The 21,406-nt window shown below is 62.6% G+C and carries 23 protein-coding genes; 12 read left to right on the forward strand and 11 right to left on the reverse strand.

All coding sequences use genetic code 11. The features are described from left to right. The first annotated feature begins 77 nt into the window (after positions 1-77). The 5 genes from ccoS to ttcA all read left to right on the forward strand — a co-directional run bounded on the left by ccoS (position 78) and on the right by ttcA (position 3,838). A complete protein-coding gene (gene ccoS, locus AB5Y70_RS12540) occupies positions 78-284 on the forward strand; it encodes a cbb3-type cytochrome oxidase assembly protein CcoS (protein WP_010674779.1) in 207 nt (68 codons plus the stop codon). After that, positions 268-954, forward strand: a complete 687-nt coding sequence (locus AB5Y70_RS12545) for a sulfite exporter TauE/SafE family protein (protein WP_010674780.1) — start codon at positions 268-270, stop codon at positions 952-954. The genes ccoS and AB5Y70_RS12545 overlap by 17 nt, the downstream gene beginning before the upstream one ends. A 68-nt stretch (positions 955-1,022) precedes the next feature. Next, the gene (locus tag AB5Y70_RS12550) at positions 1,023-1,778 is read left to right on the forward strand and encodes an FNR family transcription factor (RefSeq protein ID WP_010674781.1); all 756 of its coding nucleotides are present in this window, start codon (positions 1,023-1,025) and stop codon (positions 1,776-1,778) included. 136 nt (positions 1,779-1,914) lie between these two features. Next, positions 1,915-2,862, forward strand: a complete 948-nt coding sequence (uspE, locus tag AB5Y70_RS12555) for a universal stress protein UspE (protein WP_010674782.1) — start codon at positions 1,915-1,917, stop codon at positions 2,860-2,862. Positions 2,863-2,929: 67 nt separating this feature from the next. Further along, positions 2,930-3,838 (forward strand): tRNA 2-thiocytidine(32) synthetase TtcA, encoded by a 909-nt coding sequence (ttcA, locus tag AB5Y70_RS12560; protein ID WP_010674783.1) that lies wholly within the window; start codon positions 2,930-2,932, stop codon positions 3,836-3,838. Between the two features lie 71 nt (positions 3,839-3,909). Here ttcA and AB5Y70_RS12565 read toward each other — a convergent pair whose 3' ends face one another. Then, complete coding sequence (locus AB5Y70_RS12565) at positions 3,910-4,572, reverse strand: DUF2987 domain-containing protein (RefSeq protein WP_010674784.1); 663 nt, start codon at positions 4,570-4,572, stop codon at positions 3,910-3,912. Between the two features lie 61 nt (positions 4,573-4,633). Continuing rightward, complete coding sequence (locus AB5Y70_RS12570; protein WP_010674785.1) at positions 4,634-5,389, reverse strand: hypothetical protein; 756 nt, start codon at positions 5,387-5,389, stop codon at positions 4,634-4,636. 257 nt (positions 5,390-5,646) lie between these two features. On the opposite strand from AB5Y70_RS12570, the gene AB5Y70_RS12575 reads away from it, so the two are divergent. The 7 genes from AB5Y70_RS12575 to AB5Y70_RS12605 all read left to right on the forward strand — a co-directional run bounded on the left by AB5Y70_RS12575 (position 5,647) and on the right by AB5Y70_RS12605 (position 12,421). Continuing rightward, positions 5,647-6,264: a glutathione S-transferase family protein gene (locus AB5Y70_RS12575; RefSeq protein WP_010674786.1), complete on the forward strand. Its 618-nt coding sequence runs from the start codon at positions 5,647-5,649 to the stop codon at positions 6,262-6,264. 245 nt (positions 6,265-6,509) lie between these two features. Next, positions 6,510-6,929 carry a D-ribose pyranase gene (gene rbsD / locus AB5Y70_RS12580; RefSeq protein ID WP_010674787.1) on the forward strand — a complete coding sequence of 140 codons (420 nt, stop codon included), beginning with the start codon at positions 6,510-6,512 and terminating at the stop codon, positions 6,927-6,929. Between the two features lie 35 nt (positions 6,930-6,964). Next, positions 6,965-8,494, forward strand: a complete 1,530-nt coding sequence (gene rbsA / locus AB5Y70_RS12585; RefSeq protein ID WP_010674788.1) for a ribose ABC transporter ATP-binding protein RbsA — start codon at positions 6,965-6,967, stop codon at positions 8,492-8,494. After that, entirely contained in the window at positions 8,491-9,459 is a 969-nt protein-coding gene (rbsC, locus tag AB5Y70_RS12590; RefSeq protein WP_010674789.1) for a ribose ABC transporter permease, read from the forward strand. Before rbsA ends, rbsC begins: the two co-directional genes overlap by 4 nt. Before the next feature lie 30 nt (positions 9,460-9,489). Then, positions 9,490-10,365 carry a ribose ABC transporter substrate-binding protein RbsB gene (gene rbsB, locus AB5Y70_RS12595; RefSeq protein WP_010674790.1) on the forward strand — a complete coding sequence of 292 codons (876 nt, stop codon included), beginning with the start codon at positions 9,490-9,492 and terminating at the stop codon, positions 10,363-10,365. Between the two features lie 98 nt (positions 10,366-10,463). Next, entirely contained in the window at positions 10,464-11,396 is a 933-nt protein-coding gene (gene rbsK, locus AB5Y70_RS12600; protein WP_010674791.1) for a ribokinase, read from the forward strand. After that, on the forward strand, positions 11,396-12,421 hold the full coding sequence (locus tag AB5Y70_RS12605; RefSeq protein ID WP_010674792.1) for a substrate-binding domain-containing protein: 1,026 nt from the start codon (positions 11,396-11,398) through the stop codon (positions 12,419-12,421). Before rbsK ends, AB5Y70_RS12605 begins: the two co-directional genes overlap by 1 nt. An 89-nt stretch (positions 12,422-12,510) precedes the next feature. Here AB5Y70_RS12605 and AB5Y70_RS12610 read toward each other — a convergent pair whose 3' ends face one another. The 9 genes from AB5Y70_RS12610 to AB5Y70_RS12650 all read right to left on the reverse strand — a co-directional run bounded on the left by AB5Y70_RS12610 (position 12,511) and on the right by AB5Y70_RS12650 (position 21,373). Next, entirely contained in the window at positions 12,511-12,750 is a 240-nt protein-coding gene (locus AB5Y70_RS12610; RefSeq protein ID WP_029314550.1) for a hypothetical protein, read from the reverse strand. Between the two features lie 14 nt (positions 12,751-12,764). Then, positions 12,765-13,319, reverse strand: coding sequence for a hypothetical protein (locus AB5Y70_RS12615; protein WP_252592984.1), 555 nt, complete (start codon positions 13,317-13,319; stop codon positions 12,765-12,767). Beyond that, positions 13,265-13,735, reverse strand: coding sequence for a GGDEF domain-containing protein (locus AB5Y70_RS12620; protein ID WP_029314552.1), 471 nt, complete (start codon positions 13,733-13,735; stop codon positions 13,265-13,267). Before AB5Y70_RS12620 ends, AB5Y70_RS12615 begins: the two co-directional genes overlap by 55 nt. A gap of 5 nt (positions 13,736-13,740) precedes the next feature. Continuing rightward, positions 13,741-14,157, reverse strand: a complete 417-nt coding sequence (locus tag AB5Y70_RS12625) for a hypothetical protein (RefSeq protein WP_029314553.1) — start codon at positions 14,155-14,157, stop codon at positions 13,741-13,743. Further along, positions 14,154-14,612: a hypothetical protein gene (locus AB5Y70_RS12630; protein ID WP_010674793.1), complete on the reverse strand. Its 459-nt coding sequence runs from the start codon at positions 14,610-14,612 to the stop codon at positions 14,154-14,156. The genes AB5Y70_RS12625 and AB5Y70_RS12630 overlap by 4 nt, the downstream gene beginning before the upstream one ends. A 106-nt stretch (positions 14,613-14,718) precedes the next feature. Next, the gene (gene cobB / locus AB5Y70_RS12635; RefSeq protein ID WP_010674794.1) at positions 14,719-15,492 is read right to left on the reverse strand and encodes a Sir2 family NAD+-dependent deacetylase; all 774 of its coding nucleotides are present in this window, start codon (positions 15,490-15,492) and stop codon (positions 14,719-14,721) included. 72 nt (positions 15,493-15,564) lie between these two features. Then, entirely contained in the window at positions 15,565-16,179 is a 615-nt protein-coding gene (locus tag AB5Y70_RS12640) for a GNAT family N-acetyltransferase (RefSeq protein ID WP_010674795.1), read from the reverse strand. Continuing rightward, a complete protein-coding gene (locus AB5Y70_RS12645; RefSeq protein ID WP_010674796.1) occupies positions 16,180-17,430 on the reverse strand; it encodes a response regulator in 1,251 nt (416 codons plus the stop codon). A gap of 1 nt (position 17,431) precedes the next feature. After that, positions 17,432-21,373 carry a transporter substrate-binding domain-containing protein gene (locus tag AB5Y70_RS12650; protein ID WP_102948508.1) on the reverse strand — a complete coding sequence of 1,314 codons (3,942 nt, stop codon included), beginning with the start codon at positions 21,371-21,373 and terminating at the stop codon, positions 17,432-17,434. Positions 21,374-21,406: the final 33 nt, after the last annotated feature.

A 21,406-nucleotide genomic window follows, 5' to 3' on the forward strand; every position in this document is an offset into this window, starting at 1 on the left:
CATCTGGCATCCTCCCGGGTGGCGGCACCTCTTGCCTCGCCGGGTTATCATCCCCCTTTCACCACAGGGTCCACGCCATGAACATTATCTTCGTCCTCATCCCCATCGCCATCCTGTTCGTTGTCATTGCCGGCGCCGTCTTCTTCTGGGCCATCCGCTCCGAGCAGTTCGAGGATCTCGACAGGCAGGGCTCCAACATCCTGTTTGACGAGGAGCAGCGCCCCTTGCCCCCCTCTGAACAACAAGCAGAACAGGAAAACGGGCCCCATGACCAGCAGCCTTGACCTCATGGGCGCCCTGCTGGTCGGGCTTGCCGGTGCCGGCCACTGTATCGGCATGTGTGGCGGCGTGTCCGCAGCGCTCTCCATGGCCATACCTGCCGAGAAGCAGCATTTTTGGGGCAGGCTCGGTTATCTGCTCAACTACAACCTGGGGCGCATCCTGAGCTATGTGCTGGCGGGCGCGCTGGTGGGCGGCTTGCTCGCCACCACCACGGAGATAGGCGCTGGCAAACACGCCCTGGCAGGGCTTCGCCTCATCGCCGCCCTGCTGATGATAGCGCTCGGCCTCTACTTGGCTGGCTGGTGGCATGGCGTCTTGCTGCTCGAGCGCATCGGTGCGAAGTTCTGGCCTCTCATCAAGCCGCTGGCAGGCAGGTTTCTCCCGTTTACATCAGCCAGGCAGGCCCTCCCCTTTGGCATGATATGGGGCTGGCTCCCTTGCGGCCTCGTCTACTCCATGCTGACCTGGAGCGCTGCCGCAGGCTCCGCGAGTGGCGGGGCACTCATCATGCTCTTTTTCGGCCTCGGCACCCTGCCGACCCTGTTTGCGCTAGGGGGGCTGGCAGACCGATTGCGCTACTGGCTCACCCTGCGCAGCCTGCGCCTTGGGGGCGCCTTGCTGCTTATTGCCTACGGGATCCACACCCTCTGGATCGGGATGGCGTCCTTTTGAAACCCTATCCAAAACGGATGAGATGGTGGTAAACTTGTTTGATATAAATCAATTATTCATTTGAGCCTATGATCCCGGACAAGAAACCTGGCAGACGTATTCAGAGCGGTGGCTGTGCAATTCATTGCCAGGATTGCAGCATCAGCCAGCTCTGCATCCCCTTCACCCTGAACGATAACGAGCTCGATCAGCTCGACAGCATCATCGAGCGCAAAAAGCCGTTCCAGAAGGGTGAAGAGTTGTTCAAGGCCGGCGATGAGCTCAAGTCGCTCTATGCCATACGTTCCGGGACCATCAAGTCATACACCATCACCGAACAGGGTGACGAACAGATCACCGCCTTCCACCTCGCCGGTGATCTGGTCGGTTTCGACGCCATCCACAAGCAGGCCCACCCCTCCTTCGCCCAGGCGCTGGAAACCGCCATGGTGTGCGAAATACCGTTCGATGTGCTCGACGACCTCTCTGGCAAGATGCCCAAACTGCGCCAGCAGATCATGCGGCTGATGAGCAACGAGATCATGGGCGACCAGGAGATGATACTGCTGCTCTCCAAAAAGAACGCCGAAGAGCGCCTCGCTGCCTTCCTGCACAATCTCTCGGTTCGTTTCTCCGAGCGCGGCTTCTCCGCCAAGGAGTTCCGCCTCTCCATGACCCGTGGAGACATCGGCAACTACCTCGGTCTCACCGTCGAGACCATCAGCCGCCTGCTGGGCCGTTTCCAGAAATCCGGTCTCATCAGCGTCAAAGGCAAATACATTACTGTACTGGACAACGTTGCCTTGGGCGTCATGGCCGGAGCCACTCGTCCTCCCTGCGGTTAATCCCCGTTTATTCCCTTTTTTGCCGGATCGGATCACCCTGAAATTTGATCCGGCACACCTTCCCGTCTCCCCCCTTGGACTAAGCTGTAATAGCTAAAGAGTTGCCATCATTGGCCTTTTTACCAAGGAGGAGAACATGGTCAAGTACCGAAACATTCTGGTGGTGATCAATCCCGAGGAGGAGCGCCAGATCGCGCTCGAGCGCGCGGTCAAGGTCGCCGAGCTGGATGAGGGCGCCCAGCTGACCCTGCTCCTGACGATTTACGACTTCTCTTACGAGATGACCGCCATGCTCTCGGCAGACGAGCGGGAAGAGATGCGCCATGGTGTCATCGCCCAGCGTCGGGAGTGGCTCGACGAGATCCTCACTCCCTATCGGGCCAGAGGACTGGAATGCGAAGTGAAAGTGCTCTGGCACAACCGTCCCTTCGAGTGCGTCATTCAGGAAGTGCTGGAACAGCGTCACGATCTGGTCGTCAAGGCGACTCACAAGCACTCCTTCCTGCAAACCTTCATCTTCACCCCCACCGACTGGCACCTGCTGCGCAAATGCCCCTGTCCGGTTCTGCTGGTAAAAGAAGGGCACTGGCAACGGGGGGGCAACCTGATTGCCGCCATCAACTGCTCGAGCGATGACAAGGAGCAGAAGGTGCTCAACGAGCGGATCACCCGCGAGGGGATCGCCATCGCCGAGCTGCTTGGTGCCAGTCTCTATCTGGTCAACACCTACCCGGGCACCCCGGTCAATGTCGCCATCGAACTGCCAGAGTTCGATCCCAACGCCTACAACGATGCCATTCGCAAACACCATGAAGATCTGCTGCGGGAGCATGCCGATCAGTTCGGCATCAACCACATGTGGACCAAGGTGGCGGAAGGCTTGCCGGAGGAGGTGCTGCCGGACATGGCGGACGATCTGAATGCCACCCTGATGATCATGGGATGCGTCGGCCGTACCGGCCTCTCTGCCGCCCTGCTTGGCAACACCGCCGAGCACGTGGTGGACAGGCTCAACTGCGACATTCTCATCCTCAAACCCGACGATTACAGCAGCCCTGTGGATGACAGGCGTCATCCTGCATAAGCGTTTCTTGCCCTCCCCCGGGACATGGCTATAATAAGCCGCTTATTTTTGTCCCGGGTTTGAGGCCATGCTAGAAGAGCTTAACGCCAAAGAGAAATACAGTTTCAACAAGCTGCAGAAACGCCTGCGGCGCAACGTGGGCCAGGCCATCGCCGACTTCAACATGATTGAAGAGGGTGACAAGATCATGGTCTGCCTGTCTGGCGGCAAGGACAGCTTTGCCATGCTCGACATCCTGATGAGCCTGAAGGCCAGCGCCCCCATCCATTTCGATCTGGTGGCCGTCAACCTGGATCAGAAGCAACCCGGCTTCCCCGAGCACGTGCTGCCCGAATACCTGAGCACCCTCGGCATCGACTTCAAGATCGTGGAAGAAGATACCTACTCCATCGTCAAGGAGAAGGTACCGGAGGGCAAGACCACCTGCGCGCTCTGCTCCCGCCTGCGCCGCGGCATTCTGTATCGCACCGCCCAGGAGCTGGGTTGCACCAAGATCGCCCTTGGCCATCACCGTGACGACATCCTCGAGACTCTGTTCCTCAACATGTTCTACGGTGGCAAGCTCAAATCCATGCCCCCCAAGCTGGTGAGCGACGATGGCAAGAACGTGGTGATCCGCCCCCTGGCCTACTGCAAGGAGAAAGATCTGGTGCGCTATGCCGAGGTCAAGGCCTTCCCCATCATCCCCTGCAACCTGTGCGGCTCCCAGGAGAACCTGCAGCGCCAGGCCATCAAACAGATGATGCAGGAGTGGGATCGCCGCTTCCCGGGTCGTCTCGAAACCATGTTCACCGCCATTCAGGACGTGATCCCGAGCCACCTGCTCGATCACCAGCTGTTTGACTTCAAGAGCATCAACCGCGACTCCGGCATCATCGACGGTGGCGACAAGGCATTTGATCCGCCCGAGCTGCCCAAGGCGCCGCTGCTGGACATCGACGAGATGGACATGCTGGACGTGATTGAGGTGCGCTAAGCCCCGTCACCCACAAAAAAGGAGCGCCAGGCGCTCCTTTTTTCATTCTGGCAATCTGCGGACTCGGGTCGCTACCCCTTGTGCAGCCAGGGGGTCAGACGCAGGATCTCCCCTTGCAGTTGCAGCTTGCCCTGGGCAAACCCCTTCAGCTGCGCATTGCTGAGCAGCAGTTGCCCCTGCTGCCAGGAGACGGCCTCCTGACGGGCACCCTCCACAAGGTAGGCTGTGCCTGCGGGCGCCACCATGGAGATCCGCACCCCTTCCATCTTGGGCAGGAAATACTGGCCGACCATGCCGGCCATCTTGTCGAGCAATCGCTGCATCTGCTGCTGGCGCGAGACAAGCTCGGCCAGCGGCACCTCGGGTGTGGCGGGGGCGTCGGCCATCACCTGTACCGACAGATCGCAGGCGGCATGGGCCTCGGTGAGCCCCACCACCACGATCGCCTTGTCGAGGTTGAGATCTTCGTCATAGGGCAGACGCAGTTCGCCATCCACCGTGACCTCGGCGGGCACATCCCTGTCCGGGGTCGAGACCCGGGCCGAGGTGAGCCCGCAGCGCCGACCGTTCTGTTGACTGGCCAGATAAAAGCCCAGTCTGGCGTGGCCGAACTCCCCCTTGGCGAAGGTCTTCATCTGGCTGTAGAAGGTGCCGTAGTCGAGTTCAAGGGACGGCTCAGCCTGTCCCAGCATGGGTACCAGCAGGAGCGCCGCCATCCCGTATCGCTTGTTCATATGCCATCCTTTTGCATCACGCTCCGGGCGGGTCGACACCGGCTGACCCCCTGGTATCCCGTTATGCGTTGAAATGATCCGGGCCCTGCCCGCCGTTGCCACTGGCAACCTCGGTCACTTCGACTGCCACCCCACACAGATCCCGGTAGAGAATGCCCTTGCAGTTGAAGTAGAGCGGCGCCACCCAGATAAGTCCCAGCCCCATGGGGATGAGCGCCAGGAAGAAGAGTGCCAGCATGACCCCGTGCAGCAGCACTATGCTGGGCCATCCCCGGGCAAAGAGCTTGAGGGATACCAGAATGGCCTGAGCCGGGGAAAGACCGCGCTCCAGCACCAGAGGTACGGTAAACACCAGCCCCATGCCCACCAGGGCGGAAGGGATGAAGGCCAGCATCACCGGCACGCCCAGCAGCTCGAACAGGGGGCCAAACAGGCTGGTGATGAGGCTGCCGAGCAGACTCAGGCTGCCCAGGCGCAGGAAGTGGCGGAAGAAGTCGAATACCTGGCTCGGCCGGGCGCGCACCCCCACCGACTGCTGCAACCCCAGCATGTCGAGGGAGGAGGTCATGGGTGACATGATCACCGTGACCAGCAGGCTCAGGATCAGGGCCATATCCATACCCCCCCCTTCACGGGCGACATAGGGTGTCAGCAAGGTATTGCTCAGCAGGATCCAGATTGCCATGACCCCGGCGATGGCCAGCGCCAATCCGAAACCGGTACGACGAGTCTGTTGCCACCCCTCTTTCAACACCCCTTGCAGGTCCAGACGATATCCCTGGCTGAGGGACTGTTCGAGGGTTCCACCGATCCGCATTCTATTACTCAATTGACTGTCCAACATTCACTGACGACTGATCCAAGGTGGCACATTATAGCGGTTTGAACCGGCATGCGTAGCCGTTTTTCCTGTTATCTTCCGTTCAGAAAGCCATTGATACCAAAGGCCTTGCAGCCCTTCTTGATGAAGTTCCCCTCACCCTTGGCCCCTCTGTCCAACGGGGGTAGGATAATGGCGCGCGCTGGCGGACGAGATGTCCACTGGCTCTTCTCTCTCACACAAGGAAAACGGTCATGTCCGAACTGACGCTCTATCTTGCCCCTGGTACCTGTGCCATGGCGGTGCGCATCGCTCTGGTGGAGGCCGGTGCCCCTCACCTTGTCAAGCGCCTGGATCTGGCCGCTGGTGAACAGCGCAGCCCCGACTACCTCGCCATCAATCCCAAGGGGCGAGTCCCGGCACTGGTGACGGAGCATGGCGTGCTGACCGAAACACCGGCTCTGCTGCTCTACGTGGCCCAGCGTTTTCCTAACGCCGGGCTGGCCCCATTGGATGACCCCTTCCTCCTGGCCAGGATACAGGAGGTACACAGTTTCCTCGTCTCCACCGTCCATGTCGCCCATGCCCATGGACGCCGTCCCGGCCGCTGGGCCGACGATGAACAGGCCATGGCTGCCATGCAGGCCAAGATGCCCCAGAACATGCGCGATGGCTTTGACCAGATTGAGCGCCACTATCTGGCCGGCCCCTGGGTACTGGGGGAGCGCTTCAGCCTGGCCGACATCTACCTCTTCGTGATTGCAGGCTGGCTCGAGAGCGACGGGGTTGCCATCAGCGAGTTTCCCAAGGTGGCGGATCACTATCAGCGCATGCTGGCCCGCCCCGCAGTGCAGGCGGCGCTCGCCCTCTGATCTCCTCGCGCTGGGTACGCCTTTTTGTACGGGCAACATCCGGCGACGCCTCTCAGACGGGTGCTCTTCTGGCACCCGTTTCTTCTGAAATTGCCCTGTCACTGAGATCGTTTTCACATTTTCGTCATCACTGCCTAGACCCGTTAACGGTTAACACTTATCTTTCGCCCTAATGACGCAACCGGTTGCGTAACCGATTGCCCAACTCAATATCCATATGCGGTCCCAGGCCGCCGAGGTGCTGTATGAAACGAGGCAAGCTGCTCAATGCTCCCTTAAGCGCGCTGGTCGCGCAGATGGGCCACACCGACGAGATCACCGTCTGCGATGCGGGCCTGCCCATTCCGGCAGGCCCCGAGCGCATCGATCTGGCGCTGATGGCGGGCACCCCCAGCCTTGAAACCGTACTGACCGCCCTACTCACCGACCTGGTGGTGGAGAAGGTGATCATGGCAAGCGAGATCAAGCAGATCAGTCCCGCCGCCCATCAGGCGCTGGTGGATCAGCTGGAGGCCCACGCAGCCGCCCAGGGCAAGCCCATCACCATCGAGTACTGCCTGCACGAAGCGTTCAAGGCTCGCTCCTGCCAGAGCAAGGCTATCGTGCGCAGCGGCGAGGTGACTCCCTACGCCAACCTGATCCTCTGCGCCGGTGTGGCGTTCTGAATTCTTCAAAGAAGGCCTCTTCAAGGAAGCTGCAAATGAGCACAACCTCCCCCCTCTCACCCATTCTGGAGCTGACCGAGATCGTCAAGACCTTCCCCGGTGTGCGCGCCCTCGACGAAGCGGGTCTTCGGGTCTATCCGGGCCAGGTGATGGCCCTGCTCGGCGAAAATGGCGCTGGCAAGTCGACCCTGATGAAGGTGCTGACCGGCATCTACCAGGCCGATTCGGGCAGCATCAGCTATCGCGGCCAGCCGGTTCACTTCAAGGGCCCCCGCGACTCCCAGGATCAGGGGATCAGCATCATCCACCAGGAGCTGAACCTGCTGCCGGAATTGTCGATTGCCGCCAATATCTTCCTCGGCCGCGAACCGCGCACCCGTTTTGGCAGCATCGACCACAAGCAACTGCGCGAACGGGCCAGCACCCTGCTGGCACGACTTGGCGTCAAACACGGCCCGGATACCCGGCTAGGGGATCTCTCCATCGGCGAACAGCAGATGGTGGAGATCGCCAAGGCGCTGTCGTTCGATGCCAGCGTCATCATCATGGACGAACCCACCGATGCCCTCACCGACACCGAAACCGAGCAGCTTTTCACCGTCATTCGCGAACTGCGCGAGCAGGGCTGCGGCATCGTCTATATCTCCCATCGCTTGAAGGAGATCTTCGAAATCTGCGATCGGGTCACCGTGCTGCGGGACGGCAAGTGGATCGGCGAGCAGGCGGTGAGCGATCTCGACGAAGACAGGATCATCGAGATGATGGTGGGTCGCCGGCTGGAAGAGCAGTACCCGCGCCTGGTGCGCGAACTCGGCCCCGTCAGCCTGCAGGTGAAGGATTTGGCCGGCCCCGGCGTGCGCGGGGTGAGCTTCTCCCTGCGTCAGGGTGAAATTCTGGGCTTTAGCGGCCTGATGGGCTCCGGCCGCACCGAGCTGATGAAGCTCATCTACGGTGCCAGCCCCATCAGCGCTGGCCAGATGACGGTGGATGGCCACGCCCTGGTACCCAGAAGCCCGGCCGATGGTCTGGCCGCTGGCATCGCCTATATCTCCGAGGATCGCAAGGGCGACGGCCTGGTGCTGGAGCTGTCGGTGCGCGAAAACATGAGCCTGTGCGCCCTCGGCGAGTTCATTCGTGGCGGCAAGATTGACGGCAAGGCCGAGCGCCAGGCGGTAGGAGACTATGTGCGTCTGTTCAACATCAAGACCCCGAGTCAGGATCAGCTGATCAAGCTCCTCTCCGGCGGCAACCAGCAGAAGGTGGCCATCGCCAAGGGGCTGCTGACCCGGCCCAAGGTGCTGATCCTGGATGAGCCGACCCGCGGCGTCGATGTCGGCGCCAAGAAGGAGATCTATCAGCTCATCAACCAGTTCAAGAAGGAGGGGATGAGCATCATCCTGGTCTCCTCCGAAATGCCGGAAGTGCTCGGCATGAGTGATCGCATTATGGTGATGCACGAAGGGCGCATCAGCGCAGAATTCAACACCCGCGATGCCAATCAGGAGAAGCTGATGGCAGCGGCAGTCGGTAAACAGTGGCAAGCAGAGCAAGAGGCAGCACAATGACAACCCAAACCCTTTCCCGCCGCGGCGTCATGAGCATGGCCTGGTGGATCGAGAACAAGTCCCTGGTCGCGCTGCTGGTGCTGATCGGCGTGGTCTCTTTCCTGAGCCCCAACTTCTTCACCGCCGACAACCTGCTCAACATCCTGCGCCAGACATCGGTCAACGCCATCATGGCGGTCGGCATGACGCTGGTCATCCTCACCGCCGGCATCGATCTGTCGGTCGGCTCGGTACTGGCCCTGTGCGGCGCCCTGGCCGCCACCATGGTGGCCATGGAACTGCCCATCGGCCTGGTGATCCCCCTCACCCTGGGGGCCGGCGCCCTGCTTGGCAGCATCAGCGGCCTCATCATCGCCAAGGGCAAGGTACAGGCGTTCATCGCCACCCTGGTCACCATGACCGCCCTGCGCGGCGTCACCATGGTCTACACCGAGGGGCGCCCCATCTCCACCGGCTTCAGTGACGGCGCCGATCACTTCGCCTGGCTCGGGACCGGCTACCTGCTGGGTCTGCCGGTGCCCATCTGGCTGATGGCCATCGTCTTCCTGCTGGCCTGGTACCTGCTCAACCACACTCGCCTGGGCCGCCACATCTATGCCCTCGGCGGCAACGAATCGGCCACCCGCCTCTCTGGTATCAATGTGGATCGGGTCAAGCTCGCGGTGTATGGTCTGTGCGGCATGCTGTCGGCACTGGCCGGGCTCATCGTCACATCCCGCCTCTCCTCCGCCCAGCCCACAGCCGGCATGGGGTACGAGCTGGATGCCATCGCCGCCGTTGTGCTGGGGGGCACCAGCCTGATGGGGGGCAAGGGCCGTATCATGGGTACCCTGATCGGTGCCCTCATCATCGGCTTCCTCAACAATGCCCTCAACCTGCTCGACGTCAGCTCCTATTACCAGATGATCGCCAAGGCCAGCGTGATTTTGCTTGCTGTGATGATCGATAACAAAAGCAACCGTTAACAAGCCACGCCACACACAAGGAATGAAATGATGAAAAAGCTCAATACCCTGCTCGCTGCCGCCATCATGTCCGTGCTGGGCACCGCCCAGGCCGCGGATCACACCCTGGCGATGGTGGTCTCCACCCTCAACAACCCCTTCTTCGTCACCATGAAGGAGGGGGCCGAAGCCAAGGCCAAGGAGCTTGGCTACGAGCTGGTGGTGCTGGACTCCCAGAACGACCCGGCCAAGGAGCTCTCCAACGTGGAAGATCTCACCGTGCGCAAGGTCAACGCCATCCTGATCAACCCGACCGACTCCGAAGCCGTGGGCAACGCCATTCGCCTGGCCAACAAGGCGAACATCCCGGTGCTGACCCTGGACCGCGGCGCAGCCCAGGGTGACGTCAAGGCCCACATCGCCTCCGACAACGTGGCCGGTGGCAAGCTGGCTGGCGACTTCATCGCCGAGAAGCTGGGCAGCGGTGCCAAGGTGATCCAGCTGGAAGGGATCGCAGGTACCTCCGCCGCCCGTGATCGCGGCGAAGGCTTCGCCCTGGCGGTCACCGCCAACAAACTGCAGGTGCTGGCCTCCCAACCCGCCGACTTTGACCGCACCAAGGGTCTGAACGTCATGGAGAACCTGCTGGCCGCCCATCCGACCGTGCAGGCAGTGTTCGCCCAGAACGACGAGATGGCGCTGGGTGCCATCCGCGCCGTGCAGGCCGCTGGCAAAGAGGTGATGATCGTGGGCTTTGACGGCACCGACGATGGCAAAGCCGCCGTGGCCAAGGGTAAACTGGCCGCCACCGTGGCCCAGCAGCCTGCCCTCATCGGCGCCATCGGCGTGGAAACCGCCGACAAGGTGCTCAAGGGTCAACCGGTGGAAAAATCCATCCCGGTACCGCTGCAAATCGTCAACAAGTAAGTTGACGGGGGGAGGTTCGCCTCCCCTCTCTTTTTCCGCCAGTGCCGCCTGGTCTGGGTCCACCCAGACCAGGATGTACTCAACCAAGGGTGATAGGAATGAATCGTCTCGTAGTCCTCGGCAGCGTGAATGCGGATCATGTGCTGCGCGTCCCCCACTTTCCCCGCCCCGGTGAAACCCTGACCGGCCACAGCTATCAGGTCGTTCCCGGCGGCAAGGGCGCCAATCAGGCGGTGGCCGCCGCCCGCCTCGGCGCCCCTGTCTCCTTCATCGCCCGCATCGGTGATGATGCCATCGGCCACCAGATGAAAACCGGGTTTGCCAACGACGGCATCGATGTCAGCGCCGTCGAACTCGACCCCAGGCTCCCCACCGGCATCGCCATCATCTATGTGAGCGACGAGGGGGAGAACAGCATCGGCATCTCCGCCGAAGCCAATGGCGCCCTCACCCCGGCCGTAGTGCAAGGTCACGAGGCGATGATCGCCGCCGCCCACACCCTGCTGCTGCAACTGGAAGTGCCGCTGGAGAGCGTGCAGGAAGCGGCCCGTCTGGCTCGTGCCCACGGCACCCGGGTGGTGCTCAACCCCGCCCCCGCGCGCCCGCTCTCAAGGGATCTGCTGGCGCTGGTGGACCTCATCACCCCCAACCAGACCGAGGCCGAGCTGCTGACCGGCGTCAAGGTGACGGACGAAGCGAGCGCCCGGGAGGCTGCCACCCGCTTCCACCAGATGGGCATCGGTGAGGTGATGATCACCCTGGGGTCTCAAGGGGTCTATTGCAGCAAGGGGCAGAAACAGGCGCTCATGCCGGGTTTTCGGGTCAAGGCGGTGGATACCACGGCGGCCGGGGATACCTTCAACGGCGCCTTCCTGGCGGCCGAGCTCGCCGGCGCCGACTTTGACGCAGCCGTACGCTTTGCCCACGGGGCGGCGGCACTCTCCGTCACCCGGTTTGGTGCCCAGAGCTCCATCCCGAGCAAGCAGGAGGTCGATGCTTTCCTCCTTGAACAGACTGCGCAGGGGCACTGATGGCCAATATCAAGGAGGTGGCTGCGCTGGCGGGGGTGTCGACCACCACCGTTTCCCACGTCATCAACGAGACCCGTTTCGTCGCCGAAGAGACCCGGGAGCGGGTCTTCGCCGCCATGCGCGATCTCAACTATGCCCCAAGCCTGGTGGCCCGCAGCCTCAAGGTAAAGGAGACCAACAGCATCGGCATGCTGGTCACCACCTCCAGCAACCCCTTCTTCGCCGAGGTGGTGCGCGGGGTGGAGCGCTACTGCTTCGAGCAGGGTTACAACCTGATGCTGGGCAACACCGAAGGACAGGCCGAGACGGCGCTCTCCTACCTCAAGATGATGCTCAGGAAACGGGTCGACGGCCTGCTCATCATGTGCAGCGAGGGGCAGCAGGAGGTGTTCAACCAGCTCGACTGGCTCAAGAGCCTGCCGGTCGTGGTGATGGACTGGGGCATGGAGAACGACGAGGTGGATCTCATCGCCGACAACTCCCATCGCGGCGGCTACCTGGCAACCCGCCATCTGCTGGGGCTGGGTCACACTGCCATCGGTTGCATCACGGGACCCCACAGCCGCGCCCCGGCCAACCAGCGCCAGGCGGGTTTCGAGCAAGCGATGCAGGAGGCCGGGCTCACCGTCAATCCGGGCTGGATCCAGGAGGGAGACTTTGACTGCGCCAGCGGCGCCGCCGCCATGACCCGCCTGCTGGCGCTGCCAGAGCGTCCCACCGCGCTGTTTGTCTGCAACGACATGATGGCCATGGGGGTCATCAGTGCCGCCCATCAGGCAGGGCTGGTGATCCCCCGCGATCTCTCCATCGTCGGCTATGACAACGTGGCGCTGGCCCAGTTCATGTCCCCCCCGCTCACCACGGTCAATCAACCGAAAGAGGAGCTGGGCCGTCTCGCCGTCACCCGGCTCTTGGCACGCATCAACGGCGAGCCCATCGCAAACCGCATGATCACCGTGGATCCGGACCTGGTGATCAGACACTCCTGCGCTCCCTTTTCCTCACCGGACAGCAAACCAGTTTAAGTGTCAGCAAGCAGCAGAAGGGCGGCCATGAGCCGCCCTTCTGTGTATTGTCTCCTTGACATCGGCCCCGAGACTGCACAAGCCACCACTCAACTCAGCTTGAGATCATCCTCTTGCTGCGCCTCTCCCCGGGGAGCCAGGCGCAGCAGCCCCAGCGCCGTTGCCAACGGCTGGAGCAGCGCCTCGTACCCGGAGGGTGCTGGCAGCCAGTAGCGAATTGGCCAGCCCGCTTGCAGCAGTTCGGGGGCGCTGCTGCCAAGCTCGCTCAGCGCCAGCATGCAGCCACACTCGCGCATCTTCTCAAGCAGGGTGGCATCCGGTATCAGCACAGGCAATGCCAGGATCAGCCCCCCTGTGGCAAGGGGGGCAGGCTCGCCAGCAGAGGGGCCAGCTGGGCAGGCTGATGAAGCCTTACCAGCAAGGTGCCACTGCATGGCTCTTCTGTCAGCCATCGTGCCATCACGGGCCCAAGGACACCACGCTCTTGCATCCAGCCCACGTCACAGGGCTGCTGACTCACCTGCCAGCGCAGGCTGACCGCCGTCACCGGCACGCCCTGCTCGTCTCTCATCGCCTCGCAGAGGGTCTCCAGGGGGGAAGGGGCGGCCCCCGCCAGCCATTCCCGCAGTTGGTGCAGCTGCCGCTGGGCCATGTGGAGGTCAGCCTTCATCGCACTCTGATACCACACCAGGATGGTCCCCTCACGCTTGGCCTCGTTCAATGCCAATATGGCCTGCTCCAATAGCTCATCGGCATCCTCGCCACCCTCGCGCCTGGCCACTCCGAAGCGACACGCCAGATCAAAGCTGCTTTCCCGGGTCACGAACTCAAACTGCAACAGGCTCACCATAGCCGCCATGCGGGCATCGAGATCTCCCTCTTCGTCGTCCAGCACCACGGCGAACTCATCCCCCCCAACCGGTACGCACGGCCGGGGCATGCCTGGCGCAACCGGGCCGCGACCGCCTGCAACAGACGATCACCAACCTGGTATCCGAGCAGATCATTGACCTGCTTGAACCGCTTCAGATCCAGCACCGCCAGCGCCTGGACCCGAACTTGCAGCAGGGATTGCCTGAGCTGCCCCTGCAAGGCCCGACGGTTGCCAAGCCGGGTCATGGGATCGAGCAGGGAGAGGCGACGATTCTGCAGATTGGTTCGAATGAGGGCAAAGACCAGCACACAGCCCATCACCAGCAGGATCAACTGCCAGATCTGGATCCAGAACAGGCTCTGGCGCAACTGGTTGAGGGAGGCTTCCCGCTCCTGGCCGGAGAGGATCTGATCCCCAATCTGCTCCACCTGATGGGTCAAGCCGGTCAGCCGGACGAGGGCAAGATCGAGGGCTTACCCCTCTTCAGCTCCCCGGACTGCATCTGGGGATCCAGCCCCTTGAGTTCGTCAAAGAGCCGTTCAAGCACCTCCCCCAACCCATGCCTCGCCCGCGCATCGGCGGTCTCGGTACTGATCAGGAACACATCCAGCCGGTTCCACAGCAGGTCGTAATCCAGGCTCAGGGCCGCCATGTCGAGCGCCCCGGCACGGTAGAGGCGCACATCATAGAGAAATCGCTGGGACTCCTGCATTACCTGGCTGATGTTCCAGTGGGTGTTGCGGTAGAACATGTCAACGAGCTGCTCGTGCCGACTCTGCAGCAGCAGCCCCCAGAGGGACGAGAAGAGAAACAGCAGGGAAATGGCTGCAAGCAGCAGGTTATCTCGCTGTCGTCGCGTCACGGGACAACCTCGATGCGGATCACCTGCCAGACCATGTTGTTGTGGATGGCGGACACATCCATGTCGGGATGGGCCGAGAGGGGGACCAGCAGCCAGAGCGGCCCTTTATTGCGACGGGTGAGCGGTTTGTCATCCTGGTAACGCACCAGGGTCAGCGGCACCTTGGCAAACAGGGAGAGATCGACCCGCTGCTGGTAGCCATTGAGTGCGGCGACATCGATGGCGCTGGCACTATCCACCTGCTGCGCCGCCAGCACGCTCTTCAGGGTCGGTCCACGATAGCGGTGAGTGCCGAGGGTCCAGGGCGTCGCCGTCTCGAACTCCACTTGTGGCAAGGCTGCCAACGCCGCCTCATCCAGGGTGATTTCCCGCTTGTCCGGCAGGATCAGTTGCAATAGCGAAGAGGAGGAAGCCTGGGTACCGAACGAGAAAAGCACCAGCAGGAGCGAGGCCATCCCGCGCGTTGGAAAGTTCATGACATGTTGTGCCAACTGCATCTTGAAGTTAGGAGCCAGTGTGGCGATTTCAGTGGGTCAATGCAACTGTGTGAAAAATCAATAATTAGGGGCCCCGCATCTCCATCCAGTTATGGCCCTCGACGGAGAGAGGCTGATGCACTCCGCAACTTTGCAGGAGTTCATCCACAAAAGCGGGCACCAGCAAGGAAGCCGGACCATAACGTTTTTCATCAAACTGGCTGCCCACTTCGCTCGGCTCCAGATTGAGCTCCACCGTATGGGCACCGTTCAGGCCGGCCTCATGGACGAATCCGGCGGCAGGGTAGACCGCCCCGGAGGTCCCGATGGAGATGAAGAGATCGCACTGAGCCAGGGCCGAGTAGATGCGGTCAAGTCCGAGGGGCATCTCCCCGAACCAGACCACATGGGGGCGCAGCGGGTGGGGAAACTGGCAGCAGGAACACAGCTCTTCCTGATGGAGATCCCCGCGCCACTCGATCACCTGACCCGAGCCCGGGCAGCGGGCCTTGAGCAACTCGCCGTGCATGTGGATGAGGTTCTTGCTGCCGGCACTCTCGTGCAGGTTGTCGATGTTCTGGGTGACCAAGGTGACGCGCCCCGGCAGCAGGCGCTCCAGACGGGCCAATGCATAGTGGGCCGGATTGGGGTGGATCTCGGCGCGCTGCAACTGATGGCGCCGTGCATTGTAGAAACGTTGTACCAGTTCGGGATCCCGCGCATAGCCTTCAGGGGTGGCCACGTCCTCCACCCTGTGCTCTTCCCACAGGCCATCACAGGCCCGGAAGGTCTTGATACCGGATTCGGCCGAGATGCCGGCACCGGTGAGGATCACGATATGTTTGGCTGACTGCACCATGGTTGTTCTCCTCCAACGGGTAACAGGCTGACCTTAGCACAGGAGCAAGAGGCGGCCCATTCGCCCTTGGTCTTAGGCCGATGGGAGCACAAAGCTCGCCATGGGCGCGAGATCCAGCCTGGCAAAGACCATCTCCCGTCCTGTCACCAGGGTAAGCGGCAACCCGAGCCCCTTGAGCAGAGCCAGCATGGGGCGATTCTGGCCGAGCACTTCCGCCGTCCACTCCCGGATCCCCTCCCCGTATGCCAGCCGCGCAAGCGCCAGCAGGATGCGACGCCCGGCGCCGCGATGCTGAAAATGATCCGCGACGATGCAGGAGAACTCGGCCCTGTCCGGGTGCAGGCGCCGGCGAACGGACTGGGCCATGGCAAGCGGCGTCCCCTGCTCGTCGGTCAGCAGCAATCCTATCTGGGGTTCTCTGGGGTAGTCGAGAAAGAAGGCGAGCTGCTCGGCCGTCGCAGGCTGCTTGGCCCGCATGAAGCGCAAATAGACGCTCTGCTCGCTCAGGGCGTCATAGGCCGCGCTTATTCGCTTCGGGTCGCAGCCCGCCAGCTCCTGCAAGCGGCAAGTCAGCCCCCCCACCACCATCGTCATCGGCAAGGCGGCCCGTGAGGCGGGAGCCGTCCAACCCGACATTCCCTGCCACAAGCGCGGCTCATCGAGCGGCCAGCAAAGATAGCGAGCCATTTACCAGCGCCCTGCCACGCCGCGATCCTGCCACTGGGCGGCATCCTGCAGGTTGAAGGGGTCGTCGAGGTAGAGCGCGATGCCAAGCTCCCGGGAGCGCTGGATGAAGCGGGCCAGCAAGGAGTCGGCAGCCATCGCCTCCAGTTCGGGCAGCAGGTGTTGCCCGAGCAGCAAGGATTGCAACGGCAGACGCTCGATGAGATCAAACGGCAGGTGCTGGGCATGATCGAGCAGCAGCGCGAGTCTGGCCCCCGCGAGGCTCGCCTGCAGCACCAGGGCGAAACGGTCCGCCTGGCTCAGCAGGTGATCCCGTCGGTGGATGACCAGGGTGAGTTCGCTTGCTTCTCGTCCATGCTGCTCGAGCCAGAGCTTGAGCGGCTCCCAGTGAGGGGAAAGACCGCTCAGGCTCAGCCAGATCGGCAGCGTGCAGGAAGCCGCATCTGCCAGCAGCCCAAGCTGTCCTCTCGCCTCTCCCTGCCAGCTACGCACGGTGCGCTTGAGCCCGCCCAGCCTGCGCTGACGCTGGGGGCCAAGATAGAGCATCTTGAGCAGACGCAGCAGATCGTCGCTTTGCAGCGGCTTGGCCAGGGCGGCCAGCACGTTGAAACCCGCATCGTGCAGGAGACGCCGGGCGCCGTCTATCAGGGTCTGATCATGAGCGGAGAGCAGGATGATGGGCAGACCGCTGTGGTGATACTGGGGATGGCTCATCAGCAGGCTGATGGCATCCTGCTCCGCCAGACTGAGATCACAGATAAGCAATCTCACGCCCCCCTCTTCCAGCGCCTTGAGGCACCCTTCGCCATCCTGAACCCAGTGGCAGGGCAACCCCAGTCCCTGGATCTCCTGCTGAATGCAGGCTCCCTGGAAGGGGTGATCTTCGAGCAGCAGGATCTGGCACTGGGCGAGCCAGGCACGCCACCCCTGCTCCCGTGCCTGCAACCCCTCGAGCCAGGGATCGCTGAGGCGATAGATCCCTGCCCCGGGAGCCAACAGATGAGGCAGATAGTCGGCCCCCTGATGAGAGGCAGGATCAAACAGGGCGATGGCCCCGGCGGCAAACAGTCCTTCCCATTGCCAGCCGGCATCGGGTCGGGTGCGGTGCAGATTGGCATAGGCCGGCAGGCCCGCTCCCTTGACCGCCAGATGGGAGACGGCGTCCAGGGCATAGACGCTGACCGGGTAAAACGTTGGCTCCTGGCTGTCATCAGACTCCAGCAAGGCCATCAACTCTTCATCTGTGATGATCATGTCATGCTCTCTCGCCCAGTTGTCGGCAGACCTCTTCCACGCACTGCCTCAAGGCGGCTGCAAGGGGATGTCCGGGGGCCTCCTGCCAACGGTCGATCACCTCTACCAGGGGGGTAGCCCCCACCATTTTGGCGGCCCCCTTCATCTTGTGTAAAGCCGTATTGAGGGCCTTCTCGTCCCCTTGTGTGACACACCGCTCAATGTCGGCCAGATCATGGTGAACCGATGCCAGATAGATGTCTACGAGGGCCGGGCTGAGGGACACGGGCAGGGAAAGGGCTGCCGTTGGCTGCGGTGCCTTCCCCCCGTCATGGGGGCCAAAGACGGTACGAAGCAATACGGCCAGATCCCTGAGCAAAACGGGTTTGTCCAGATGGCCCTGACAGCCGCATTCCGCCAGTCGCTGCGCCGCCTGCTCGCTGAGATCCGCGGTGATCACGTAGACGGGTAGATGCTGCCAGCGTTCATCGGCGTGCAATTGCCTGCAGAGCTCGGCGCCGTCCATCACCGGCATCTGCAGATCCGTCAGCACCAGATCCACCGACTCCGATTGCAGGATCTCCAGTGCCAGACGGCCATTGGCCGCGCTCAATACCCGGGCCCCCAGCTGACCCAGCTGCATGCTGATCAGCATTCTGTTCACCTCGTGATCTTCCACCAGCAGCACCCGCCTGCCTGCCCCCGGCAGGTCCGTGATCTCCTCGGCGCCACGGACGAGTCTGGGCTGCAGCAGGCTGACCACGGAGCCCGGGATCCAGGGTTCCCCCTGCCAGTACCAGGCGCGCAAGCCCCCATCGTCCTGCATGGCCCCAAGGCAAGGTGCCGCCGGATCCTCGGCCACGCCAAACGCTGCGAGCCAGGCCCGCATATATTCAAGTTCCCCGGGCAACAGTTGCAGGGAGACCGTCTTGACGCGCGGTTGCCAGAGCGCCTTCTCCTGCGCATGTCTTAGGGGCAAGGAACAGAGGAAACGGCTGCCCCCGCGAGCCAGAGGTTCGACCCGGATCTCGCCCCCTATCTGTTCCATCAGCTGGCGGCAGATGGCCAGCCCAAGCCCGGTCCCCTGGGCTCTGGGCTGGCCAGGCTCCTCCCCTTGTTCGAAGGGCTGGAACAACCGGGGCAACAGCTCGGCACTGATCCCGGGCCCCTCGTCATCCACCCCGCACAAAATCCACTCCCCTTGCCGCCGGGCCCAGAGTACCACCTCTCCCCGCTCGCTGAACTTGATGGCGTTGGAGAGCAGGTTGTGCAGCACCTGTTGCACCCGGTGGGGATCGAGTTCCATCAAGGCGGGCAGCGCCGGGTCGAGCGCCAAGCGCAGCTGCAGATGGCGGGATCGCGCCTTGGACCAGTGCACCGCCGCCACATGCTCGCACAGCTCCACCAGATCCGTGGGCTGCACGGAGAGGCGCAACTGGCGCGTCTCGTTGCGGCTGAAGTCGAGTACGTCGTTGAGCAATCCGAGCAGTTCATTGCCCGCCTGTCTCACATGGGCCAGAACCGAGGCCTGCTCTGCATTGAGCTCGGTCTGCTCGAGCCACTCCAGCAGGCCGAGCATGGCGTTCATGGGGGTGCGGATCTCGTGGCTCACGGCGGCCAGGAAGCGCCCCTTGGCAAGCACGGCCTGCTGGGCCTGCTCGTGGGAAAGTTGCAGGGAGTGCTCCTGCTCCACCCTGGCCGTCACATCCTGCACCACCCCGTAGATCCGCCACCCCTCTCCCTGACGGCGCCCCCTGCCGGAAAATTGCAGCCAGCGGGTTCCCTTGGCGGGGTGCTGATAGCGCAGCAGATGGGAGAAAGGTCGTCCGGCTTGCAGCATGGCCAGCATGGGGGCTCGCATCTCGCGCCTGTCCTGATGGGAGATGCGGGTCAGGGTCTCGTTGGGATTGACCCGGATCTGCTGGCTCGCCAGCCCCAGCAGCTCGTGACTGCCCCGGCTCACAAACTCCACCCGGGTGATGGCTCCCCCCAGCAGGGTGAATTGCAGCACCACACCGGGCACCGTATTGGTGAGGGCGCGCAGGCGCCGCTCCGCCTGACGCAGCAGGCGGGTACGCTCGCGCAGAGCGCTGATGTCGGAGAGGGCGATAAGATCCCCTGCCGGTGCCTGGGGCCCCAGTCGCAAGGGGATCTGGGCATAGGAGTAGACCTGCTCGTGCAGCGCCAGCTCCCCTTCGGCGCCCTGCAACTGAGGCGCGGGCAGCACCAGATCGGCGGCGTAGCGCGCCTCCATGCGCTTGGCCCGCTTGTTGCGCTTGATCACCTCCCCCTTGTCATTGCGCAAGAACACGGGAACGGGGAGCGCCTGGAAGAGAGACTCCCTGAACTTGCTTTCCAGCGCCAGCGCCTGCTCTACCTTGTGACGCTCGCGGGCCTCCTGGGCCAGTTGCTGGCGGGATCGCCAGACTGACCAGATCACCGCCATGCTGATCAGCAGTGCCAGCAACACGGAGCCAAGCCAGAAACCGTAGCTGACCCCCTCCTGCTGGTTGACCACCAGGTGGCGCCAGCGTTGCACCAGCTCGTCCACCTGCCGATCATTGAGGGTCATCAGGCTCTGATCCAGCACCCCTGCCAGGCTGGTCTGTTCCGGCCGGATGGCAAAGCCGAGGCCGAAACGCTCCGGCAATTCGGTGATGGTCAGCTCGCTCAACTGGTTGTTTCGAATGGGATATTGGAGCTGGTACAACTCCGCCAGCATGGCCTGGGCATCCCCATGCCGCACCGCCGCCAATCCCTGCAGCAGGTTGTCGGTGACCTCCCACTCATGCTGGCCGAACCGGGCAAGCAGGCCGGGATCATAGAGCATTCTCGGGACCACCACCTTGCCACTCACGTCCGCGAGGGAGACTGGCCCCCTCTTGCTGCGACTGACCAGGGCATAGCGGCTGGTCGCCACCATCCTGGTGAAGTCGAACTCCTTGTTCAGGGCGGCGGACTCCATCAGTCCGACCATCATGACGGCATCGCCACTGCGCAGCAATGCCAACGCCTCCTCCCGGCTGGCGGCGGGCACCAGCTCGAAGCGCAGCCCCGTCTGCCGACTCACTTCCCGCAAGACATCCGCACTCCAGCCAATGAGCGCTCCCTGCCGGTTGACGCCGCTGTACGGCATGAAGCCGGGATCCGCCACCATCTTGATGGTGTGGGCCTTGCCGACCAGCCAGGCCTGCTCCTTGTCGGTAAAATGCAGGGGATTCACATCCTGCTCACCCTGAGGCAGATACTTGCCCAGATCCCGGTAGAGACTGCCCGGCGGCAAATAGCGGATGGCCGTATCCACCAGCTCGAGCAACTCGGGCTGGTTGCGCATCATCAGCCGGTAGCTGATGACCAGATCGTCGCTGCGAAGACGACGAAGGCGCAGCCCTTCATCCGGGAATTCCCGCATCAGGTAGCGCAGTTGCAGATAATCACCGAGATAGGCGCTGCCCTTGCCGGCCACCAGGGCACCATACCAGTTCTCGGCATCGGTCAGCAGTTGCTGGGATGAACCAGGATAGAGACGCTTCAGGGTCTCCTGGGCCTGCCAGATGGGTGACACCAGAAACTGCGCCTGATCGAGCTCACCCCGATAGAGGATGGCGGACTCCGCTTCCATCATGGCCCGGCTCAAGACGGTATCGCTCGAGTTCGACCGGGCAGGCCCGACGTGAGGAATGAGATCGCAGCGCCCGTGCAGCAGATCCTGCGTCACGGCTGCCCAGCTCGGCCGCTTCTCGACATGCACCGGTACCGGCAACAGCTCTGCCAGCCGCGTCATGCGATCGATAAGCAGGCCCCCCTCCGCCTCCAGATAGGGAGGACGTTGCAGGGCCGGGTAACAGAAGGTCAGTCCGGTGAGCGAATCGGCATAAGCCTGGGCATCCGGTGACAGCGGGAGTATGGCGGCACGCAGTGGCAAGGCCAGCAGCGCGCCGGACAACAGAAGGATTTTTATCATCGGAACGGAAAAGCCAGGCGATTGCCTGGCTTT

Source organism: Aeromonas sp. s1(2024) (assembly GCF_040908005.1).
GTDB classification, from domain to species: domain Bacteria; phylum Pseudomonadota; class Gammaproteobacteria; order Enterobacterales; family Aeromonadaceae; genus Aeromonas; species Aeromonas caviae.

Excerpts from the sequence above, each read along its gene's own strand:
- rbsB (WP_010674790.1), top strand. The coding sequence starts at position 9,490 with ATGAAAAAGCTCAATACCCTGCTCGCTGCCGCCATCATGTCCGTGCTG.
- AB5Y70_RS12640 (WP_010674795.1), bottom strand. The coding sequence starts at position 16,179 with ATGGCTCGCTATCTTTGCTGGCCGCTCGATGAGCCGCGCTTGTGGCAG.
- ttcA (WP_010674783.1), top strand. The coding sequence starts at position 2,930 with ATGCTAGAAGAGCTTAACGCCAAAGAGAAATACAGTTTCAACAAGCTG.
- AB5Y70_RS12650 (WP_102948508.1), bottom strand. The coding sequence starts at position 21,373 with ATGATAAAAATCCTTCTGTTGTCCGGCGCGCTGCTGGCCTTGCCACTG.
- cobB (WP_010674794.1), bottom strand. The coding sequence starts at position 15,492 with ATGGTGCAGTCAGCCAAACATATCGTGATCCTCACCGGTGCCGGCATC.
- rbsD (WP_010674787.1), top strand. The coding sequence starts at position 6,510 with ATGAAACGAGGCAAGCTGCTCAATGCTCCCTTAAGCGCGCTGGTCGCG.
- rbsC (WP_010674789.1), top strand. The coding sequence starts at position 8,491 with ATGACAACCCAAACCCTTTCCCGCCGCGGCGTCATGAGCATGGCCTGG.
- AB5Y70_RS12575 (WP_010674786.1), top strand. The coding sequence starts at position 5,647 with ATGTCCGAACTGACGCTCTATCTTGCCCCTGGTACCTGTGCCATGGCG.
- uspE (WP_010674782.1), top strand. The coding sequence starts at position 1,915 with ATGGTCAAGTACCGAAACATTCTGGTGGTGATCAATCCCGAGGAGGAG.
- rbsA (WP_010674788.1), top strand. The coding sequence starts at position 6,965 with ATGAGCACAACCTCCCCCCTCTCACCCATTCTGGAGCTGACCGAGATC.
- AB5Y70_RS12630 (WP_010674793.1), bottom strand. The coding sequence starts at position 14,612 with ATGGCCTCGCTCCTGCTGGTGCTTTTCTCGTTCGGTACCCAGGCTTCC.
- ccoS (WP_010674779.1), top strand. The coding sequence starts at position 78 with ATGAACATTATCTTCGTCCTCATCCCCATCGCCATCCTGTTCGTTGTC.
- AB5Y70_RS12565 (WP_010674784.1), bottom strand. The coding sequence starts at position 4,572 with ATGAACAAGCGATACGGGATGGCGGCGCTCCTGCTGGTACCCATGCTG.
- rbsK (WP_010674791.1), top strand. The coding sequence starts at position 10,464 with ATGAATCGTCTCGTAGTCCTCGGCAGCGTGAATGCGGATCATGTGCTG.
- AB5Y70_RS12645 (WP_010674796.1), bottom strand. The coding sequence starts at position 17,430 with ATGATCATCACAGATGAAGAGTTGATGGCCTTGCTGGAGTCTGATGAC.
- AB5Y70_RS12570 (WP_010674785.1), bottom strand. The coding sequence starts at position 5,389 with ATGCGGATCGGTGGAACCCTCGAACAGTCCCTCAGCCAGGGATATCGT.
- AB5Y70_RS12605 (WP_010674792.1), top strand. The coding sequence starts at position 11,396 with ATGGCCAATATCAAGGAGGTGGCTGCGCTGGCGGGGGTGTCGACCACC.
- AB5Y70_RS12550 (WP_010674781.1), top strand. The coding sequence starts at position 1,023 with ATGATCCCGGACAAGAAACCTGGCAGACGTATTCAGAGCGGTGGCTGT.
- AB5Y70_RS12545 (WP_010674780.1), top strand. The coding sequence starts at position 268 with ATGACCAGCAGCCTTGACCTCATGGGCGCCCTGCTGGTCGGGCTTGCC.